Genomic DNA, 17,144 nt, shown 5'->3' with positions numbered 1-17,144 from the left:
AAATGCCTGTCAGCCGGCCGCGCTTTCGGCGACATTGCCGTCGGCGGTCATCACCTCGAGCATGATCTGGGCGCGGTTGAGCACGTTGCGCGGGGCTTCCGGGTCGTTGGCAATCGCCTCGAACCATTGTTGGGCGCGGGTGTAATCCTTCAGCCGATAGGCCGACAGACCGAGTATTTCGCGTGCGGAGAAGCGGAACGGATTGCCGTCATTCGACAGTTCCTCGACCTCTGCGGAAACCTGCTCATAGGTGCCGGTATCGACCAGCAGCCAGCCGGCGCGCAGCTTGGCCGCATCGCGGATCGCTTCCGGCACGTCGCGGTCCTTGCCGATCGACGAGAAGGCCGAGATCGCGGCGGCCGTGTCGCCGGCTTCGGAAAGCAGGGTGGCGGCGCGCAACTGCGCCAGCACCGGATAGGAGCCGTGGCCTTCCTGTTCCAGTTGCGCCAGCGTCTGTTCGGCGGCATCGAGATTGCCGGCCTCGATCTGGTTCAGCGCGGTGAGGAACACGTCGCCGGACTTCGCCGCCTCGCGGGACTGCCAGTATTCATAACCGCGCCAGCCGGCGGTGCCGACAACGAGAATGACGGCAGCCGCAATCAGGATCTTGCCGTAACGCCGCCAGGCGTCGCGCATCCTGTCGGATCGCAATTCCTCATTGACCTCGCGGATAAAGCTGTCGTCCTGATTTGCCATTCCGTCACTCCGGCATGCATTTTGTTACGTGCCGGGCCTTCTAACCGTTTTTTCGCTCTGTTGTAAGGGCAAAAGGCGCGTCACCGCGCCGATTATGCGGCGAACTGGATCGGCACGCCGATTAGCCAGACATGCAGCTTCCAGATGAACAGCCCCCACAGCACGATGCCGAGGATAAAGGCATAGGCGTCATAGCGCGCCGAGACGAACGGCTTGCGCGTCAAAAGCCCCGCCCGCTCCCGTCGCGCCAGCGAGATGCGCAGGATCACCGCCCAGATCAGGATGCCGGCAAACAGGATGACCGAAGCGGCCTCGCCATTGGCCAGAAGATGGGCGAGCGCCCAGATCTTGACCGACAGCACCATCGGGTGCTTGGCGATCCGCGCGATCTTTCCCGGCGGGAAGAAGCTTGCCGCAAGACAGATCATCGCGATCAGCATCAGAAGGATCGTGATATGGGCCATCCAGAATGGCGGCGTGTAGAGGACGATGCCGCTTTGGCGGGCCTGACCGAAGGCGAACACCAGAAAGACGAATTCGGCAAGCGCCACCAGCGAGAACAGGCCCCGCCATGGTTTTTCGCCGATGCGGTCGATCATCGACTGGCGAAAGCCGGGCGCGAAGGCGTGAACGAGATGGGTTCCGGTGAACAGCAGAACCGCGATGATAAGCATGACCATGAAGGAAACCCCGGCGAACAATCCAATGGAGGCCACCATAAGCCGGAAACGCAAAGTTTAGAAGTGTTCCAGCCGTTTTCGCGGCGGGAGAAAGCGGCGGACGGGATTGGGTGACAATCCCGTCCATTCTCGGGATCAGCCTTCGGGATGCGGCTCGACCACATCGCCGCCGGGTTCCTGATAGTCCTCGCGGTCGATCTCGGGCAACGGCTGGCCAAAGATCGCGGCCTCGAAGGCGGCAAGACGCTTGTAGATCGAGATCAGTTCGATGATCGTCGACCATGACATCACGAGATACTGGAACGAGCTTGCGACCTGCCCGAAGGCGGAGACGATCTGCTGGACGAGACCATAGGTCACAGCACCCGCGACGATCGCCGGGACAAGGATGAAATAGGCGAAGATATTGTCGGCCTGCAGGTAGAGAGAGCGGGCGAGATTGAAATAGGTGTAGTGCAGATAGAGCCGGAAATAGTTGCGGCGCACATTGTCGAACAGTTCGACCAGGGTCTCCGGCTGGGCGCGGTCGGCGTGGTCCTCGCCATAGACGAGCTCCTTACGATAGGCCGCTTCCACGCGCTGGTTGCGGAATTCAAGCCCCGGCAGTTTGACGCCGACCACCACCATCAGGATCGTGCCGAACAGCGACCAGAAGATCGCGGCGGTGAAGAGCGGCGCCGGGATCGCGCCGATGATCGGCAGTTCGGTGACATATTGCGACAGCGAGAACAGCACCGGCAGGAAGGCGATCAGCGTCATCACCGAATCGATCATCGAAACGCCGAGGCCTTCCATGATCGAGGCGAAGCGCATCGTGTCTTCCTGCACGCGCTGGGAAGCGCCCTCGATATGGCGGACGCGCTCCCACATGCCGGTGTAGTAATCATTCATCGCCTTGCGCCAGCGGAAGATATAGTGGCTGATGAAGAAGCGCGTGACGATGAACAGCGTGACGGACAGGAAGGCAATCTGCAGGAAGATCAGCATCAGCGTGTAGAAATCGCCGGCGGTGATGCCGCCTTCCCCCTGGAGTGCTGCCTGCAGCGTATCGCCGAAGGGCCGGCGCCAGTTGTTGATCGCGACCGATATCTGCACCGAGAAATAGGTGATGAAGATGATCAGTTGCGAGCCCCAGACCGACCAGAGCTGCCACTTGCGATTATCGCCGACAACCCACCAGAACACGCCGAAAATCGCCGAGAACACGGCGTAATAGAGATAGAACCAGAGGAAGTCCGGCGTGATGAAATGGGCAAGCCCGACCGGCTGGTCACCTTCCGGAAAAGGCGCGAAACCCATGCTGACGCCGAGTTCGCGCACCACGCCGTACCAACCGGCGATCGCGACCAGCGTCCATATCAGAGCGGAAAGGAAAAACCATTTCGGCTTCGGAAAGAATGACTGAAACAAGAGCGGGCCTTCCGGAGATGTTTGCGCTTTCGCAACTCTTACGGCATTTCGCTTAACAAAGAGAAATTAAACATAATTAAGTTGCGTCACATTCTCGTGGGCAGCGGCCGAAGGGTCACCCTCCGGCTCCATCGCCCATCGTCAGCACCAGCGGCCCGTTGCGGGTCGCGACGATGGTGTGTTCGAACTGAACCGTCAGCGCCTGTGGCACCGAATAGAGCACCCATTCGCGGTCTTCCTCTTCGGCCCATTCGCCGCCGAGCGAAAGGAAGGGCTCCACGGTGAAGACCTGGCCTTCCGCGATGATCCGCCGCTCGCTCTTGTCCGGCCAGGTGGAAAGCTCGGCGGGCTCCTCGTGCAGCGACCGGCCGATGCCGTGGCTGGCGAGGTTCTGGATCAGCGAATAGCGGTTCTTGCGCGCGAAATCGCCGATGGCGTTGCCGATCGCGGAAAAGCCGCCACCGGGCTTGACCTGGTTGATCCCGGTCCACATCGCCCGCTTGCCGTCGCGGCAGAGCCTCTTGACCTTGGATGTGACCGGCGGCACGGCGAAGGAGGCGCCGGTATCGGAGAAAAAGCCGTTCTTTTCGGCGGAGACATCGATATTGACGAGGTCGCTTGCGGCGATCACCCGGTCGCCGGGAATGCCGTGGGCCACTTCCTCATTGACCGAGATGCAGGTGGCGCCGGGAAACCGATAGGTCACTTCCGGCGCCGATTGCGCACCGTTCTGCTCCAGGAAAGCGCGACCGATATTGTCGAGTTCGAGCGTCGTGATGCCCGGTTCCAGCGCTGCGGCCATCTTTTCGATCGCGGTGGCGCAGATCCGGCCGATATCCTTCAGCGCGGCCAGTTCTTCCTCAGTCTCGACAATCATGGGATGCTTTCTTTCAGACCGGCTCTCCCTGAGCCAACATTTCCTTCACCATCGGCGCAACCTTCGTGCCGAATAATTCGATGGCATGCAACACTTCGTCATGCGGCACAAGACCGACGGCGAACTGGATCATGAACCGGTCGAGACCCATGATCCGCTGATGGGCGACGATCTTCCGCGCCAGTTCCTCCGGCCCGCCGATGAAAAGCGCGCCTTCCGGCCCCCGCGTGGCATCATACTGCGCCCGGCTTTGCGGGCCCCAGCCGCGCTCGCGCCCAATCCGGTCCATCACCGCCTTTTGCGGCTCGTAGAAGATGTCGGCGGCCTTTTCGGTGGTATCAGATAGAAATCCGTGGACGGAGATCGCGCGCTTCAGCTTCGCCGGATCATGCCCCGCCTGCTCGCCGGCCTTCTTGTGAAGATCGAACAGCGGCGCGAACCGGCGCGGCTGGCCGCCGAGAATGGCGATGATCAGCGGCAGGCCGAGAAAGCCCGCGCGCGCCATCGACTGCGGCGTGCCGCCGGCCGCGATCCAGACCGGCAGCGGGTCCTGAACCGGGCGGGGATAGACCGGCAGGTTGTTGATCGGCGCGCGGGTCTTGCCCGACCACGTCACGGTCTCGTTGTCGCGGAGCTTCAGCAGCAGATCGAGCTTTTCCTCGAACAATTGGTCATAGGCTTCCAGCGGATAGCCGAACAGCGGAAAGCTCTCGATGAAGGAACCCCGCCCGGCCATGATCTCGGCGCGACCGCCCGACAAAAGGTCGACGGAGGAGAACTGCTGGAACACCCGCACCGGATCATCCGACGACAGGATCGAGACCGCGCTGGTAAGGCGGATATTCTCGGTGATCGTCGCCGCACCCGCCAGAACCGTGGCCGGCGAGGACACGAGATAATCGACCCGGTGATGCTCGCCAACGCCGAAGACATCGAGCCCGACGCTGTCGGCGAGGGTGATCTCCTCCATCAGGTTCTTCATCCGCTTTTCGGCCTCGCGGCCGCGATCGATGCCATCGGCCGGATCGACATCGGCAAAGGTGAAAACGCCCAGTTCCATGAGACTGTCCTTACGGTTGAATTTGTTTGACCCCGATATGGGGCAGGCAGGCGGCATTGTCACGCCGGGAGCAGGCTTCAACGGCGAAACGCAGTGTTCACCATCCGCCGCTGGCCGGGCGCGGCAAAAAACGACCAACCGGTCAAAATTTCTGCCCCACCCATGCCATTCTGGGGCCTCGCGACGATTGCATGGCCCCATATTTGCGCATAACCTTTCGTGCAAACAACAAAAACGGGAATGGTTCGACACATGGCACGCACGGTCGTCATAACAGGCTCCACAAGCGGCATAGGTCTCGGCATCGCCGAGGGTTTTGCGGCAGCCGGCGACAATATCGTTCTGAACGGGTTCGGAAAGCAGGAAGAGATCGACGCCGCGGTCGAGCGCATCGGCGCGCTGGGCAGCGGTTCGGTGATCTACCACCCCGCCGACATGACGAAGCCGGACGAGATCGAGGCGATGATCGCGTCGGCGGCGGATACGTTCGGCGGCATCGATGTGCTGGTCAACAATGCCGGCATTCAGCATGTCAGCCCGATCGAGGATTTTCCGCCGGAAAAATGGGACCGGATCATCGCCATCAACCTGACGAGTTCGTTCCACACCATCCGCCACACCGTGCCGCTGATGAAGAAGGCGGGCTCGGGCCGCATCATCAATCTGGTTTCCGCCCACGGCCTGGTCGCCTCGCCCTTCAAGGCGGCCTATGTTTCGGCCAAGCACGGCATGATGGGCCTGACCAAGACCGTGGCGCTGGAGCTTGCCGAACACAGGATCACGGTCAACGCGATCTGTCCCGGCTATGTGCTGACGCCGCTGGTGGAAGCACAGATACCTGACACCGCCAAGGCGCGTGGCATGACCGAGGATGAGGTGAAATCGGAAGTGCTGCTTGCCGCCCAGCCGACGAAGGAATTCGTGACCGTCGAGCAGATCGCCGCGACCGCACTTTATCTGGCAAGCGATGCGGCGGCCCAGGTGACCGGCACCCATATTTCGATCGATGGCGGCTGGACGGCCAAGTGACGCTCGAACGAGCGGATTGAAGGACAATTGATGACGATACGGTTCATACTGAACGATGAGGAAATTGCGCTTGACGCGCTGTCGCCCTCGGAGACGCTGCTTGACTATCTGCGCATCAAAAAGCGGCTGACCGGCTCCAAGGAAGGCTGCGCGGAGGGCGATTGCGGGGCCTGCACCGTGCTTGTCGGCCGGCTTGCGCGCGGCAGGCTGGTCTATGAAACCGTCAATGCCTGCATCCGCTTCACCGCCTCGCTCAACGCCACCCATGTGGTGACGATCGAACATCTGGCGGCGAAGGACGGCACGCTGCACCCGGTGCAGCAGGCGATGGTCGACCTCAACGGTTCGCAATGCGGCTTCTGCACGCCCGGCATCGTGATGTCGCTTTACGCGCTGTGGATGGAAAACGAGAAGCCCTCACGCTTTGCCATCGAAAAGGCGCTGCAGGGCAATCTCTGTCGCTGCACCGGCTACGAGCCGATCGTGAAGGCCGCCGAGAAGGCATCGGCCACCCGCCCCGATGCGGCCTTCGACGCGATTGCCCGCGAGCGCGGTGAGGTGATGGCGAAGCTAGCCGGCATGAAGACCGACGCCACGATCACGGTCGGCGACGACAGCAACCGCGCCATCATTCCGGGCTCGATCGCGGCGCTTGCCGATACGCTGAAGGAATATCGCGACGCCACCATCGTGGCAGGCTCCACCGATGTCGGGCTCTGGGTCACCAAGCAGATGCGCAGGCTGAACCCGATGGTGTTCATCAACCAGCTCGAAGAGTTGCAGACCATCACCGAGACCGATGCCGGCTTCATCATCGGCGCGGGCGTGACCTATTCCGAGGCGCTGCCGGCGCTGGCGGAAAAAATCCCCGCCTTTTCCCGGCTGATCTTCCGGATCGGCGGCGAGCAGGTGCGCAATATGGGCACGATCGGCGGTAATGTCGCCAATGGCTCGCCGATCGGCGACACCCCGCCCGCCCTGATCGCGCTCGGCGCCACACTGACGCTGCAATCGACGGACGGCACCCGCACGATCGCGCTGCAGGATTATTTCCGCGACTATGGCAAGCAGGACCGCAAGCCCGGCGAATTCGTGCTGTCGCTCACCGTGCCGAAACCCGCGATGGACAGCCATTTCGCCGTCTACAAGGTCGCCAAGCGCCGCGAGGAGGATATCTCCGCCGTCTGCGGCGCGTTCTATCTGAAGCTTGCGGAAGACGGCACGGTCGCGACCATCCGCATCGCCTATGGCGGCATGGCGGGGATACCCAAGCGCGCCTCCCATGTGGAGGCGGCGCTTTCCGGCAAGCCGTGGAACAGCGAAACGGTGGAAGCGGCCCGCGCGGCCTTCGAGGACGACTACCAGCCGCTGACCGACATGCGCGCCACCGCCGCCTACCGCATGCTGACGGCGAAGAACCTTTTGACACGGTTCCTTCTGGAAACCGGCGGCGACGCGCAGGAACTGCGTCGTTTCGCGGAAGAGGAGGCGTAAGCGATGGACAAGGCAATCCACGACGCAGCAACTCTCAAGGCCGAAATCTCCGGCGGCATCCACAAGTCGCGGGTCCATGATTCCGCCCACAAGCATGTGGCGGGCACCGCCGAATATATCGACGACATGCCCGAGCCTGCCGGCCTGCTGCATGCCGGCGTCGGCCTTTCCGACCGGCCGCATGCGAAGATCGTCGCCATGGACCTTTCCAAGGTCGAGGCCGCCCCCGGCGTGGTCTGCGTGCTCACCGGCAAGGATGTGCCGGGCATCAACGATATATCCTCCGGCGGCCATCATGACGAGCCGCTGTTCGCCGATACTGTCGTCGAATATCACGGCCAGCTCATCTTCGCCGTGATTGCCGAGACCCGCCAGCAGGCCCGTGCGGCGGCGAAACTGGCCGAGATCACCTATGAGGACCTGCCGTTCTGGACCAGCGTGCGCGATGCGCTAGCCCATAACGCGCCGGACGTGATAACGCCGCTGAAACTGCAGCGCGGCGATGCGAAGGCGGCGCTCGCGTCGGCGAAAAACCGGATCACCGCCGAAATGGAAATCGGCGGACAGGAGCATTTCTATCTGGAAGGCCAGATCGCGCTCGCGATCCCCGGCGAAGATGACGAGGTGGCGGTCTGGTCGTCCACCCAGCATCCGAGCGAAATCCAGCATATCGTCGGCCACGTGCTCGACATTCCCTCCAATGCGGCCACCGTCTACCAGCGGCGCATGGGCGGCGGCTTCGGCGGCAAGGAGACGCAGGGCAACGGCTTTGCGGCGGTGGCGGCGCTTGCGGCGAAGAAGCTGAAACGGGCGGTCAAGTTCCGGCCCGACCGCGACGAGGACATGATCATGACCGGCAAGCGGCATGATTTCGTCGCCTTCTACGATATCGGCTATGACGATGACGGCGTGATCGAGGCGCTGGACGCCACCTTCGCCGCCCGCTGCGGCTTTTCCGCCGATCTCTCCGGCCCGGTCACCGACCGGACGCTGTTTCACGCCGATAGTTCCTATTACTATCCGAACGTCCATCTGGTGACGCGGCCGCTCAAGACCCACACCTGCTCCAACACCGCCTATCGCGGTTTCGGCGGGCCTCAGGGCATGCTGGCGGGCGAGCGCTTCATCGAGGAAATCGCCTATGCGCTGGGCCGGGACCCGCTCGATATCCGCAAGGCCAATTTCTACGGACCGAACGGCTCCGGCCGCGATGTCACGCCCTATCACCAGACGGTGGAGGACAACATCATCCTGCGCGTGGTCGAGGAGTTGGAGGAGAGCGCCGATTACCGCGCCCGCAGGCAGGCGATCATCGATTTCAACAGGACGAGCCCGATCATAAAAAAGGGCATCGCGCTGACGCCGGTGAAATTCGGCATCTCCTTCACCATGACCGCCTTCAATCAGGCCGGCGCGCTGGTCCATGTCTATCAGGATGGTTCGGTGCAGTTGAACCATGGCGGCACGGAGATGGGCCAGGGGCTCTATATCAAGGTTGCGCAGGTGGTGGCCGACGTGTTCCAGATCGATCTGGAACGGGTCAAGATCACCGCCACCACCACCGGCAAGGTGCCCAATACCTCCGCCACCGCCGCGTCCTCCGGCTCCGACCTCAACGGCATGGCGGCCTATAATGCGGCCAAGGAGATCAAAGACCGTCTGATTGCCTTCGCGGCCAGCCATTATCAGGTCTCGCCTGACGATATCGAATTCCTGCCCAACCGGGTCAGGATCGGCGGGCGGGAAATCCCCTTCCCCGAATTGGTGAAGGCCGCCTATTTCGGCCGTGTCCAGCTTTCGGCGGCGGGCTTCTACAAGACCCCGAAAATCCACTGGGACCGCGCGGCCGGCAAGGGCAGGCCATTCTACTATTTCGCCTATGGCGCGGCCTGCACCGAGGTCTCGATCGACACGCTGACCGGCGAATATATCTTCGAGCGCACGGATATCCTCCACGATGTCGGCCGCTCGCTGAACCCCACCATCGATATCGGCCAGATCGAGGGCGGCTTCATTCAGGGCATGGGCTGGCTGACGACCGAGGAGCTGTGGTGGAACGACAAGGGGCATCTGAGAACCCACGCGCCCTCCACCTACAAGATCCCGCTCGCCTCCGACCGGCCGAAGATCTTCAATGTCAGGCTGACGGATTTTTCCGAAAACCGCGAGCCGACCATCGGCCGTTCCAAGGCCGTCGGCGAACCGCCCTTCATGCTGGCGATCTCGGCGCTCGAGGCGATCTCGATGGCGGTGGCGAGCGTCGCCGATTACCGCGTCTGCCCGCGCCTCGACGCGCCTGCAACGCCGGAACGCGTGCTGATGGCGGTGGAGCGGATGAAAAAGGTGTGAGCCATGGGCGAGGCGGAGAGATATCGGCGGTTCTTCGCGACGCACGGTCCGTCCGTCATCGTCACGGTCGCCGTGATCAAGGGCTCGACGCCGCGCGAGGTCGGGGCCGCGATCGCCGTCTCGGCCAACGCGACCTCAGGCACGATCGGCGGCGGACAGCTTGAATATATCGCGATCGACCACGCCCGCGCGCTGCTTGCCGGACGAACGGCAGAGACCCGGCTGGATATCGCGCTCGGCCCGGAGATCGGCCAGTGCTGCGGCGGGCGTGCGGAACTGGCATTCGAGGTCGCCGACGCGGCGACGGTCGCGACGTTCCTGGCGCGGCTTGAGGCAGAGACCGCCCGCCAGCCCTCGGTGTTCATCTTCGGCGGCGGTCACGTCGGCTCGGCGCTGGCGGCGGCGCTCGCGCCGCTGCCCTTCAACACCGTGGTTGTCGAGACCCGGCCGGACATGGTCGAGGCGCTGCCCGAGGACGTGGAGCTTCGGATCTCCCCGCTGCCAGAGGCGGAAGTTGCCAACATTCCCGCCGGTGGCGCGGCGGTGATCCTCACCCACGACCACGCACTCGATTTCCTGATCGCCACCGAGGCGCTGAAGCGGGCGGACCTTCGCTATTGCGGCATGATCGGCTCGAAGACCAAACGCGCAACCTTTCTGAGCTACGCCCGAAAACAGGAGCTCTCCGAGGCCGCGCTTTCCCGCCTTGTGATGCCGATCGGCGGCACCGCGGTTTCCGACAAGCGGCCGGCGGTGATTGCCGCTCTGGTTGCAGCTGAACTGATTTCGGTCATTCATGCCGCAAAAGCGGGCAGGCTGCACACAGCGGATGCAGCCCGGTAACGCCTTCCTATCTATTTGCGATCATTTGCAAAACATCTCTTTTTTTTCGCGCGGAAATTGCGCATCATCTCGCGGATATTAGATTTGGGGACACTTTATGTTTGAACTCGCCATCATCTGGGAGTGGGCGCAATTCGCCGTGCGCTGGCTGCATGTCATCACGGCCATCGCCTGGATCGGCTCTTCCTTCTATTTCATCGCGCTCGATCTCGGTCTGGTCGCCCGCCCCGGCCTGCCGGAAGGCGTTTCCGGCGAGGAATGGCAGGTCCATGGCGGCGGGTTCTACAATATCCAGAAATACATGGTCGCGCCCGAGCACATGCCGGAGCACCTGATCTGGTTCAAATGGGAATCCTATTTCACGTGGATGTCCGGCTTCCTGATGCTGGCGCTTGTCTATTATGGCGGCGCGGACCTGTTCCTGGTCAATCGCAGCGTGCTCGACGTCTCCGCCCCGGTCGCCATCCTGATCTCGCTGGCGTCGCTGTCGATCGGCTGGCTGTTCTATCACTATCTCTGCAAATCGCCGCTCGGCAAGCACACCATAGGCTTGATGCTGCTGCTCTATGTGCTGCTGGTGTTCATGGCCTGGGGCTACTCGCATCTCTTCACCGGCCGCGCGGCCTTCCTGCATATGGGCGCGTTCACCGCGACGATCATGACCGCCAATGTGTTCTTCGTGATCATCCCCAACCAGAAGATCGTGGTCGCCGATCTGAAGGCTGGCAAGACGCCCGATCCGAAGCTCGGCAAGGAGGCCAAGCAGCGCTCGCTGCACAACAACTACCTGACGCTGCCGGTCATCTTCTTCATGCTGTCGAACCACTATCCGCTGGCATTCGCGACCACATATAGCTGGATCATCGCATCGCTGGTGTTCCTGATGGGCGTCACCATAAGGCACTATTTCAACACCGTGCATGCCCGCAAGGGTCAGCCAAACTGGACCTGGCTGCTGACCGCGCTCATCTTCATCGTGATCATGTGGCTGTCCACCTCGCCGCAATTCTTCAAGGCGGAAAACCCCGACATGGCGGTCGCGCCGGCCTTCGAGAAATTCGCGCAGGACCCGCATTTCGCCGACGCCAAGCAGGTGGTCTCGACGCGCTGTTCGATGTGCCACATGGCCGAGCCCGTCTATGAGGGCATTCACCGCCCGCCGCTCAATGTCCGCTTCGAGACCGACGCGGAAATCGCCGCGCGCGCCAACCAGATTTACTTGCAGGCCGGCCGCAGCCATGCCATGCCTCCGGGGAACGTAACCGGCATGACGCCGGACGAACGGGCGAAGCTGGTGGCATGGTACAGGTCGAGCACGCAGGCAAAGAGCGAATGATCCTCAGGGGGCGGTTGCTGTCGTTTCACCGCCGCCCCGAGGACCTCTCGGATACGGCGAGCTATCTTTACGAGGAAGATGGCGGGCTGCTGATCGAAGGCGGCCGCATCACCGCTTGCGGCGCGTTTGCCGATATCAGGGCCGAGGCCCCGGAAGACGTCGCGATCGTCGACCATCGCCCGCATCTTATCCTGCCGGGCCTGATCGACACCCATCTGCACTTTCCGCAAATGCAGGTGATCGGCTCCTATGCCGCGAACCTGCTGGAATGGCTCAACACCTACACCTTCGTCGAGGAACAGCGCTTTTCCGATCCCGCGCACGGCGCGCGGATTGCCGTTTCCTTCTTTGACGAGATGATCCGCCAGGGCACGACCACCGCCGTCGCCTATTGCTCGGTCCATAAGGCCTCCGCCGACGCCTATTTCGCGGAAGCCCAGCGCCGCAACATGCTGATGCTCGGCGGCAAGGTGATGATGGACCGCAACGCCCCGGATGCGCTCACCGATACGCCGCAGACAAGCTATGACGACACCAGGGCCGTGATCGCCGAATGGCACGGCAAGGGCCGCAACCATGTGGTGATCTCGCCGCGCTTTGCGATCACCTCCACGCCGGAGCAAATGGAGATGGCGGCGACACTCGCCCGCGAATTCCCCGACCTGCATATCCAGACGCATCTGTCGGAAAACCTGGCGGAGATCGAGTTCGCCTGCTCGCTCTATCCGAAGGCGAAGGACTATACCGATATCTACGCGCATTACGGTCTGTTGCGGGAGAACATGCTGCTCGGCCACGCGATCCACCTTTCGGAGCGCGAACGCGATGCGCTGTCGGAAACCGGCGCGGTCGCCGTCCACTGCCCGACATCCAACCTGTTCCTCGGCTCCGGCCTGTTTCCATTGAAGGAATTCGAGCGCCGCGACAGGCCGGTGCGCATCGCGGTCGCCACCGATATCGGCGGCGGCACCAGCTATTCGATGCTGAAGACCATGGACGAGGCCTACAAGATCCAGCAGTTGCGCGGCGAAAGGCTGACGCCGCTGGAGAGCTTTTTCCACATGACACGCGGCAATGCCGAGGCGCTTGGCCTTGCCGACAGGATCGGCACGCTGGAACCGGGCACCGATGCCGATATCGTCGTGCTGGATGCGCGCGCGACCCCTGCCATGGCGCTGAAGATGGAGGCCGCCAGCACGCTTGCCGAGGAGCTTTTCCTGCTGCAGACGCTCGGCGACGACCGGGCGATCGCCGAGACCTATATTGCCGGCAGGCCGGCCAAATCGGCGATATGACGCGGCTTGGCAGACCATCGCTCATATGTGATAAGACTATTTATATTTGATGCTGGAGGAAATCATGTTCTCGGAGCCTTTGACCATTGCCGACCTGAAGAAGCGGGCCAAATGGCGCGTGCCGAAGATGTTTTACGACTACGCCGACAGCGGCGCATGGACGGAAAGCACCTATCGCGCCAATGAGGCGGATTTTGCCAAGATCCACCTGCGCCAGCGGGTTCTGGTCGACATGTCGAACCGTTCGCTTGCCTCCACCATGATCGGCGAGAACGTCTCGATGCCGGTCGCGCTCGCCCCCACCGGGCTTTGCGGCATGCAGCATGCAGACGGTGAAATCCTCGCCGCCCAGGCAGCGGAGGAAGCGGGCGTTCCGTTTACCCTTTCAACCATGAGCGTCTGCTCGATCGAGGACGTCGCCGAACACACGACCAAGCCGTTCTGGTTTCAGCTCTATGTGATGAAGGACCGGGGCTTTGTCGAAAGCCTGATCGGCCGCGCCAAGGCCGCCGGCTGCAGCGCTCTGGTGCTGACCCTCGACCTGCAGATCCTCGGCCAGCGCCACAAGGACCTTGTCAACGGCCTCTCGACCCCGCCGAAATTCACGCCGAAACATGTCTGGCAGGTCGGCACCCGCCCGTTCTGGGCGCTGGACATGCTGCAGACCAAGCGCCGCTCATTCCGCAATATCGTCGGCCACGCGCCAGCCTCCTCCGACCTGTCCTCGCTCGCCGTCTGGACAGCCGAACAGTTCGATACGCGGCTCTCATGGACGGATGTGGAATGGATCCGCGAGCGCTGGGGCGGCAAGCTGATCCTCAAGGGCGTGCTCGACACCGAGGACGCCGCAATGGCGGCCAAGACCGGCGCCGATGCCATCATCGTCTCCAACCATGGCGGCCGCCAGCTCGACGGCGCGCTGTCCTCGATCTCGATGCTGCCGAAGATCGTGGATGAAGTCGGCGGCGAGATCGAAATCCACATGGATGGCGGCATCCGCTCCGGCCAGGATATCCTGAAGGCCCGCGCGCTCGGCGCCAGGGGCACCTATATCGGCCGCCCCTATCTCTACGGCCTCGGCGCCATGGGCAAAAAAGGCGTCACCCGCGCCCTCGAAATCCTGCGCAAGGAACTCGACGTGACCATGGCGCTCTGCGGCAAGCGCGACATCGAGGAAATCGACCGCAGCATCATCGCGAAGGTGGATTTTTGAGGGGCGACAGAAGGGCGCTTGGTCCCTCGGGGAGACAGGCCGCTTGCTCCCAATACTCTCTCCCGCTGGCGGGAGAGATGCCCCGAAAGGGGCAGTGAGGGTGGGGCGGCATATCCATTCGTGAGGGCGTTCGAGGGGATACTCTCCCCCCTCACTGTCGCTGTCGCGACATCTCTCCCCTCCGGGGCGAGAAGATTGGGGGGCTGTGCGGCGAGGCTACATGCCGCCAGTCCGTGCGCGTAATTACCCGACCCAGCCCGTCGCCAGCACGTTTGCCCAGTCCTCATATCCCCGTTCCCGCGCCATCGAAACCATCCGCGCGGTATCGTAACGCACCTGGCGGAAGGTCGGGGTCCAACCCATTTCCGTTTTCTCGATGAGCGCGTAGCAGGCAAACGGGGTGGCGGTTTCGAGCTTGTGGTCGACGGGGATGTGGTAGGCAAAGCCCGGGCAGCCGACGGAGCCCGGATTGACGATCAGGCGGCCATCGGCGAGCATCACCGAGCGGGCGACATGGCTGTGGCCGCACAGGATCAACGGATAGGTGACGCCGGCGGCAAGGGCCTCGATCTCCGTCTGTCCGCGCAGCGTGAAGCGGCCATTGTCGAGCAGTTCCTCCAGCCACATGACCTCGTCATTCTTCGGCGTGGCGTGGCAGAGATAGACCTCCTGCGCCACCACGGCGGCGCTCGGCATGTCGCGGATCCATTGCAGATGCTCGTCCGAAAGCTCGCCGAAGATCGGCTTTTCCCAGTCGCCCATGTCCTCGAAAGGCCGGTCGACCAGCGCGCGATCGTGATTGCCGCGCACCGTGGTGAGCCGAAGCGGCAGCAGGCGGTCGGCGGTTTCGCCAGCGGTGAGCGGGCCGGACAGGCTGTCGCCGAGATTGACGATCAGATCAGGTTGATGCTGCTCCATATCGGCAAGCACGGCCTCGAGCGCGTCGATATTGCCGTGAATATCGGCGATCGCGGCGATCTTCATCAGCTACCCCGATAGGTGGAATAGGCGTGGGCCGAGACCAGCAGCGGCACATGGTAATGCGCGGTGACATCGGCGATCGCGAAACGCAGCGGGATATCTTCCAGGAAGGCAGGCTCAGTTAACGTCGCGCCGGTGCGCCTGAGATAATCCCCGGCATGGAAAACGAGTTCGTACTGGCCCGGCTCGACTTCTTCCGATGTCAGCATCGCGCCGCCATCGATCCGGCCATCATCATTGGTGTAAACGGTCTTCAGAAAGATGCGCTCCGCGCCGTTGATGCGGTAGAGATCGATCTTCATCTCGGAGGCCGGCTGGCCGAGCGCGGTGTCGAGAACATGGGTGGTCAGGCCGGTCATGGGGTTGCCTCCTCGATGATGAACGGATCGGAGTAAAAATACTCCTCCAGATTGTCGCCCGGCCCGGCGCGATCGACAACCAGAAAATCGCTGGTCTCGCCGAGCGCCATCAGCGGATGATGCCAGACATTGGCATTATAGTTCACGCCCTGCCCGCTTTCGGCGAAAAACACGCGCGGGATGGACGGCACGCCGCCTTCATCTTCGGCGACCACCACCAGAAAGGGACGCGACGACAGCGGCGAGAAGCTCTGGCTCCCGAGCGGATGGCGCTCCATCATATCGACCGTATAGGGAAAGCGGCGCGGCTCGCCCCGGAAGATGTTGAGGATCACCGCTGCCCCCTCGCCTAAAGCCTCGGCGCGGGCCAACGCGTGAAACCGCGTGGTCGTGCCGCCATTGATCATCCTGGCTTTCGCCGGGTCCGGCGCAATCACGGTGCCGAACGGCGCGAACGCCGCCGGCGTCAGCCGTTCAAGCGCCAGCTTTCTCATGCCTTCACCCCGTAGAGCCTCAGCCGGCTGATGCCGCCATCGGGGAAGATCGCGAGCCGCACATGGGTGACCGCGCCGATATCGGCGACAGCGCTGCCGCCGAACTCATGGATATGATCGGCCTGCAGCTTGGTCTGTTCAAGGATCGGCTGCCAGTGCTCCGAGGCTTCGATCTCCTCCATGCTGAACACGTCCTTCTGCTCCGGCAGGTTGGCGCCGAGCAGCATGCAGGTATCGGGATAATTGCCCTTGAAATGGGCGGTATCGACAACGGCGCGCCGGATGATGCCGGGATGGCCGAGCTTGAAGATCACCCAGTCATGCCCCGGCCCGCGGCGGCGCGCGGTTTCCCAGCCATCACCCATATTGACGCCGCGACCGGGGGCGAGCATGCGGTCGGGATGGCCATAATGGGCATCCGACCAATGCAGCGCATGGGTGCCGCCGAAGATATAGGCGAGATCGATCTCCTCGTTCTCGCCGACCTTCTCCCAGTTGAAATAGGCCGAACCGTAGACCCTGAGCCGCGCAATGCCGCCATCCGGGAAGATGTGCAGGCGCAGATGCGTGAACACCTTCTGGCGGGTGTCCTGATCCATCTCGAAATAATGATGCTTGTCGGGGCCGAGATCGACGCGCGCAAGCACCTCCTGCCAGTCGGCGTTCTCGTCCGGTTCGCCGCTTTCCATGAAGCAGCCCTCGATCGAACACTGCGGCGGATAATTGCCGGTGAAATAGCTGGTATCGACATCGAAACCGCGGATGCGACCGGGCATGGCGAGCCTGATGATCGCCCAGTCATGGCCGGGCACGCGCTTGCGGCGACTTTCCCAGCCGTCCATCCACTTGCCGTGCTCGTCATATTCGCCGGGCAGGAAAACGGCGGCGTCATCCTTCAGCATGCGGGCAAGCGGCGCGAAGAACTGGTCCGTGGCGTAGATCGCCCGCGCGCCCAGCCGGGCGGAGGCAAGGTTGATCGCGCCGACCGCGAAATCGGGCAGGGCAACGGACGTTTCTTGTTCTGACAT

The 17,144-nt window shown here is 62.7% G+C and carries 16 protein-coding genes; 7 read left to right on the top strand and 9 right to left on the bottom strand.

Annotated elements, in window-relative coordinates; translation table 11 throughout:
* Positions 1–9: 9 nt before the first annotated feature.
* The 5 genes from Mame_RS05640 to Mame_RS05620 form a co-directional block, all read right to left on the bottom strand.
* Positions 10–696, bottom strand: coding sequence for a tetratricopeptide repeat protein (locus tag Mame_RS05640; protein WP_018066099.1), 687 nt, complete (start codon positions 694–696; stop codon positions 10–12).
* Between the two features lie 92 nt (positions 697–788).
* A complete protein-coding gene (locus tag Mame_RS05635; RefSeq protein WP_026173695.1) occupies positions 789–1,376 on the bottom strand; it encodes an NnrU family protein in 588 nt (195 codons plus the stop codon).
* A gap of 135 nt (positions 1,377–1,511) precedes the next feature.
* The gene (gene sbmA / locus Mame_RS05630; protein ID WP_018066101.1) at positions 1,512–2,786 is read right to left on the bottom strand and encodes a peptide antibiotic transporter SbmA; all 1,275 of its coding nucleotides are present in this window, start codon (positions 2,784–2,786) and stop codon (positions 1,512–1,514) included.
* Between the two features lie 115 nt (positions 2,787–2,901).
* Positions 2,902–3,663: a type I methionyl aminopeptidase gene (gene map / locus Mame_RS05625; RefSeq protein WP_018066102.1), complete on the bottom strand. Its 762-nt coding sequence runs from the start codon at positions 3,661–3,663 to the stop codon at positions 2,902–2,904.
* Between the two features lie 13 nt (positions 3,664–3,676).
* Positions 3,677–4,723 carry an LLM class flavin-dependent oxidoreductase gene (locus tag Mame_RS05620; RefSeq protein ID WP_018066103.1) on the bottom strand — a complete coding sequence of 349 codons (1,047 nt, stop codon included), beginning with the start codon at positions 4,721–4,723 and terminating at the stop codon, positions 3,677–3,679.
* A 252-nt stretch (positions 4,724–4,975) separates the two neighbouring features.
* On the opposite strand from Mame_RS05620, the gene Mame_RS05615 reads away from it, so the two are divergent.
* The 7 genes from Mame_RS05615 to Mame_RS05585 all read left to right on the top strand — a co-directional run bounded on the left by Mame_RS05615 (position 4,976) and on the right by Mame_RS05585 (position 14,282).
* Entirely contained in the window at positions 4,976–5,752 is a 777-nt protein-coding gene (locus Mame_RS05615) for a 3-hydroxybutyrate dehydrogenase (RefSeq protein ID WP_018066104.1), read from the top strand.
* 30 nt (positions 5,753–5,782) lie between these two features.
* Entirely contained in the window at positions 5,783–7,246 is a 1,464-nt protein-coding gene (xdhA, locus tag Mame_RS05610; RefSeq protein WP_018066105.1) for a xanthine dehydrogenase small subunit, read from the top strand.
* Positions 7,247–7,249: 3 nt separating this feature from the next.
* A complete protein-coding gene (gene xdhB / locus Mame_RS05605) occupies positions 7,250–9,595 on the top strand; it encodes a xanthine dehydrogenase molybdopterin binding subunit (protein ID WP_018066106.1) in 2,346 nt (781 codons plus the stop codon).
* Between the two features lie 3 nt (positions 9,596–9,598).
* On the top strand, positions 9,599–10,438 hold the full coding sequence (xdhC, locus tag Mame_RS05600; RefSeq protein ID WP_018066107.1) for a xanthine dehydrogenase accessory protein XdhC: 840 nt from the start codon (positions 9,599–9,601) through the stop codon (positions 10,436–10,438).
* A gap of 97 nt (positions 10,439–10,535) precedes the next feature.
* A complete protein-coding gene (locus Mame_RS05595; protein ID WP_018066108.1) occupies positions 10,536–11,774 on the top strand; it encodes a urate hydroxylase PuuD in 1,239 nt (412 codons plus the stop codon).
* On the top strand, positions 11,738–13,069 hold the full coding sequence (gene guaD / locus Mame_RS05590) for a guanine deaminase (protein ID WP_235726843.1): 1,332 nt from the start codon (positions 11,738–11,740) through the stop codon (positions 13,067–13,069). The genes Mame_RS05595 and guaD overlap by 37 nt, the downstream gene beginning before the upstream one ends.
* Before the next feature lie 64 nt (positions 13,070–13,133).
* Positions 13,134–14,282 carry an alpha-hydroxy acid oxidase gene (locus Mame_RS05585; protein WP_026173696.1) on the top strand — a complete coding sequence of 383 codons (1,149 nt, stop codon included), beginning with the start codon at positions 13,134–13,136 and terminating at the stop codon, positions 14,280–14,282.
* Positions 14,283–14,525: 243 nt separating this feature from the next.
* Here Mame_RS05585 and Mame_RS05580 read toward each other — a convergent pair whose 3' ends face one another.
* The 4 genes from Mame_RS05580 to alc are packed head-to-tail and all read right to left on the bottom strand — an operon-like array spanning position 14,526 to position 17,144.
* Entirely contained in the window at positions 14,526–15,266 is a 741-nt protein-coding gene (locus Mame_RS05580) for a metallophosphoesterase family protein (RefSeq protein ID WP_018066111.1), read from the bottom strand.
* Positions 15,266–15,622, bottom strand: coding sequence for a hydroxyisourate hydrolase (gene uraH, locus Mame_RS05575; protein WP_018066112.1), 357 nt, complete (start codon positions 15,620–15,622; stop codon positions 15,266–15,268). Before uraH ends, Mame_RS05580 begins: the two co-directional genes overlap by 1 nt.
* Positions 15,619–16,116, bottom strand: a complete 498-nt coding sequence (locus tag Mame_RS05570; RefSeq protein WP_018066113.1) for an ureidoglycolate lyase — start codon at positions 16,114–16,116, stop codon at positions 15,619–15,621. The genes uraH and Mame_RS05570 overlap by 4 nt, the downstream gene beginning before the upstream one ends.
* Complete coding sequence (gene alc, locus Mame_RS05565) at positions 16,113–17,144, bottom strand: allantoicase (RefSeq protein WP_018066114.1); 1,032 nt, start codon at positions 17,142–17,144, stop codon at positions 16,113–16,115. Before alc ends, Mame_RS05570 begins: the two co-directional genes overlap by 4 nt.

The organism is Martelella mediterranea DSM 17316 (assembly GCF_002043005.1).
GTDB lineage: Bacteria > Pseudomonadota > Alphaproteobacteria > Rhizobiales > Rhizobiaceae > Martelella > Martelella mediterranea.
The sequence above is the reverse complement of the archived record's forward strand: the minus strand, read 5'-3'. Positions and strand labels throughout refer to the sequence as shown.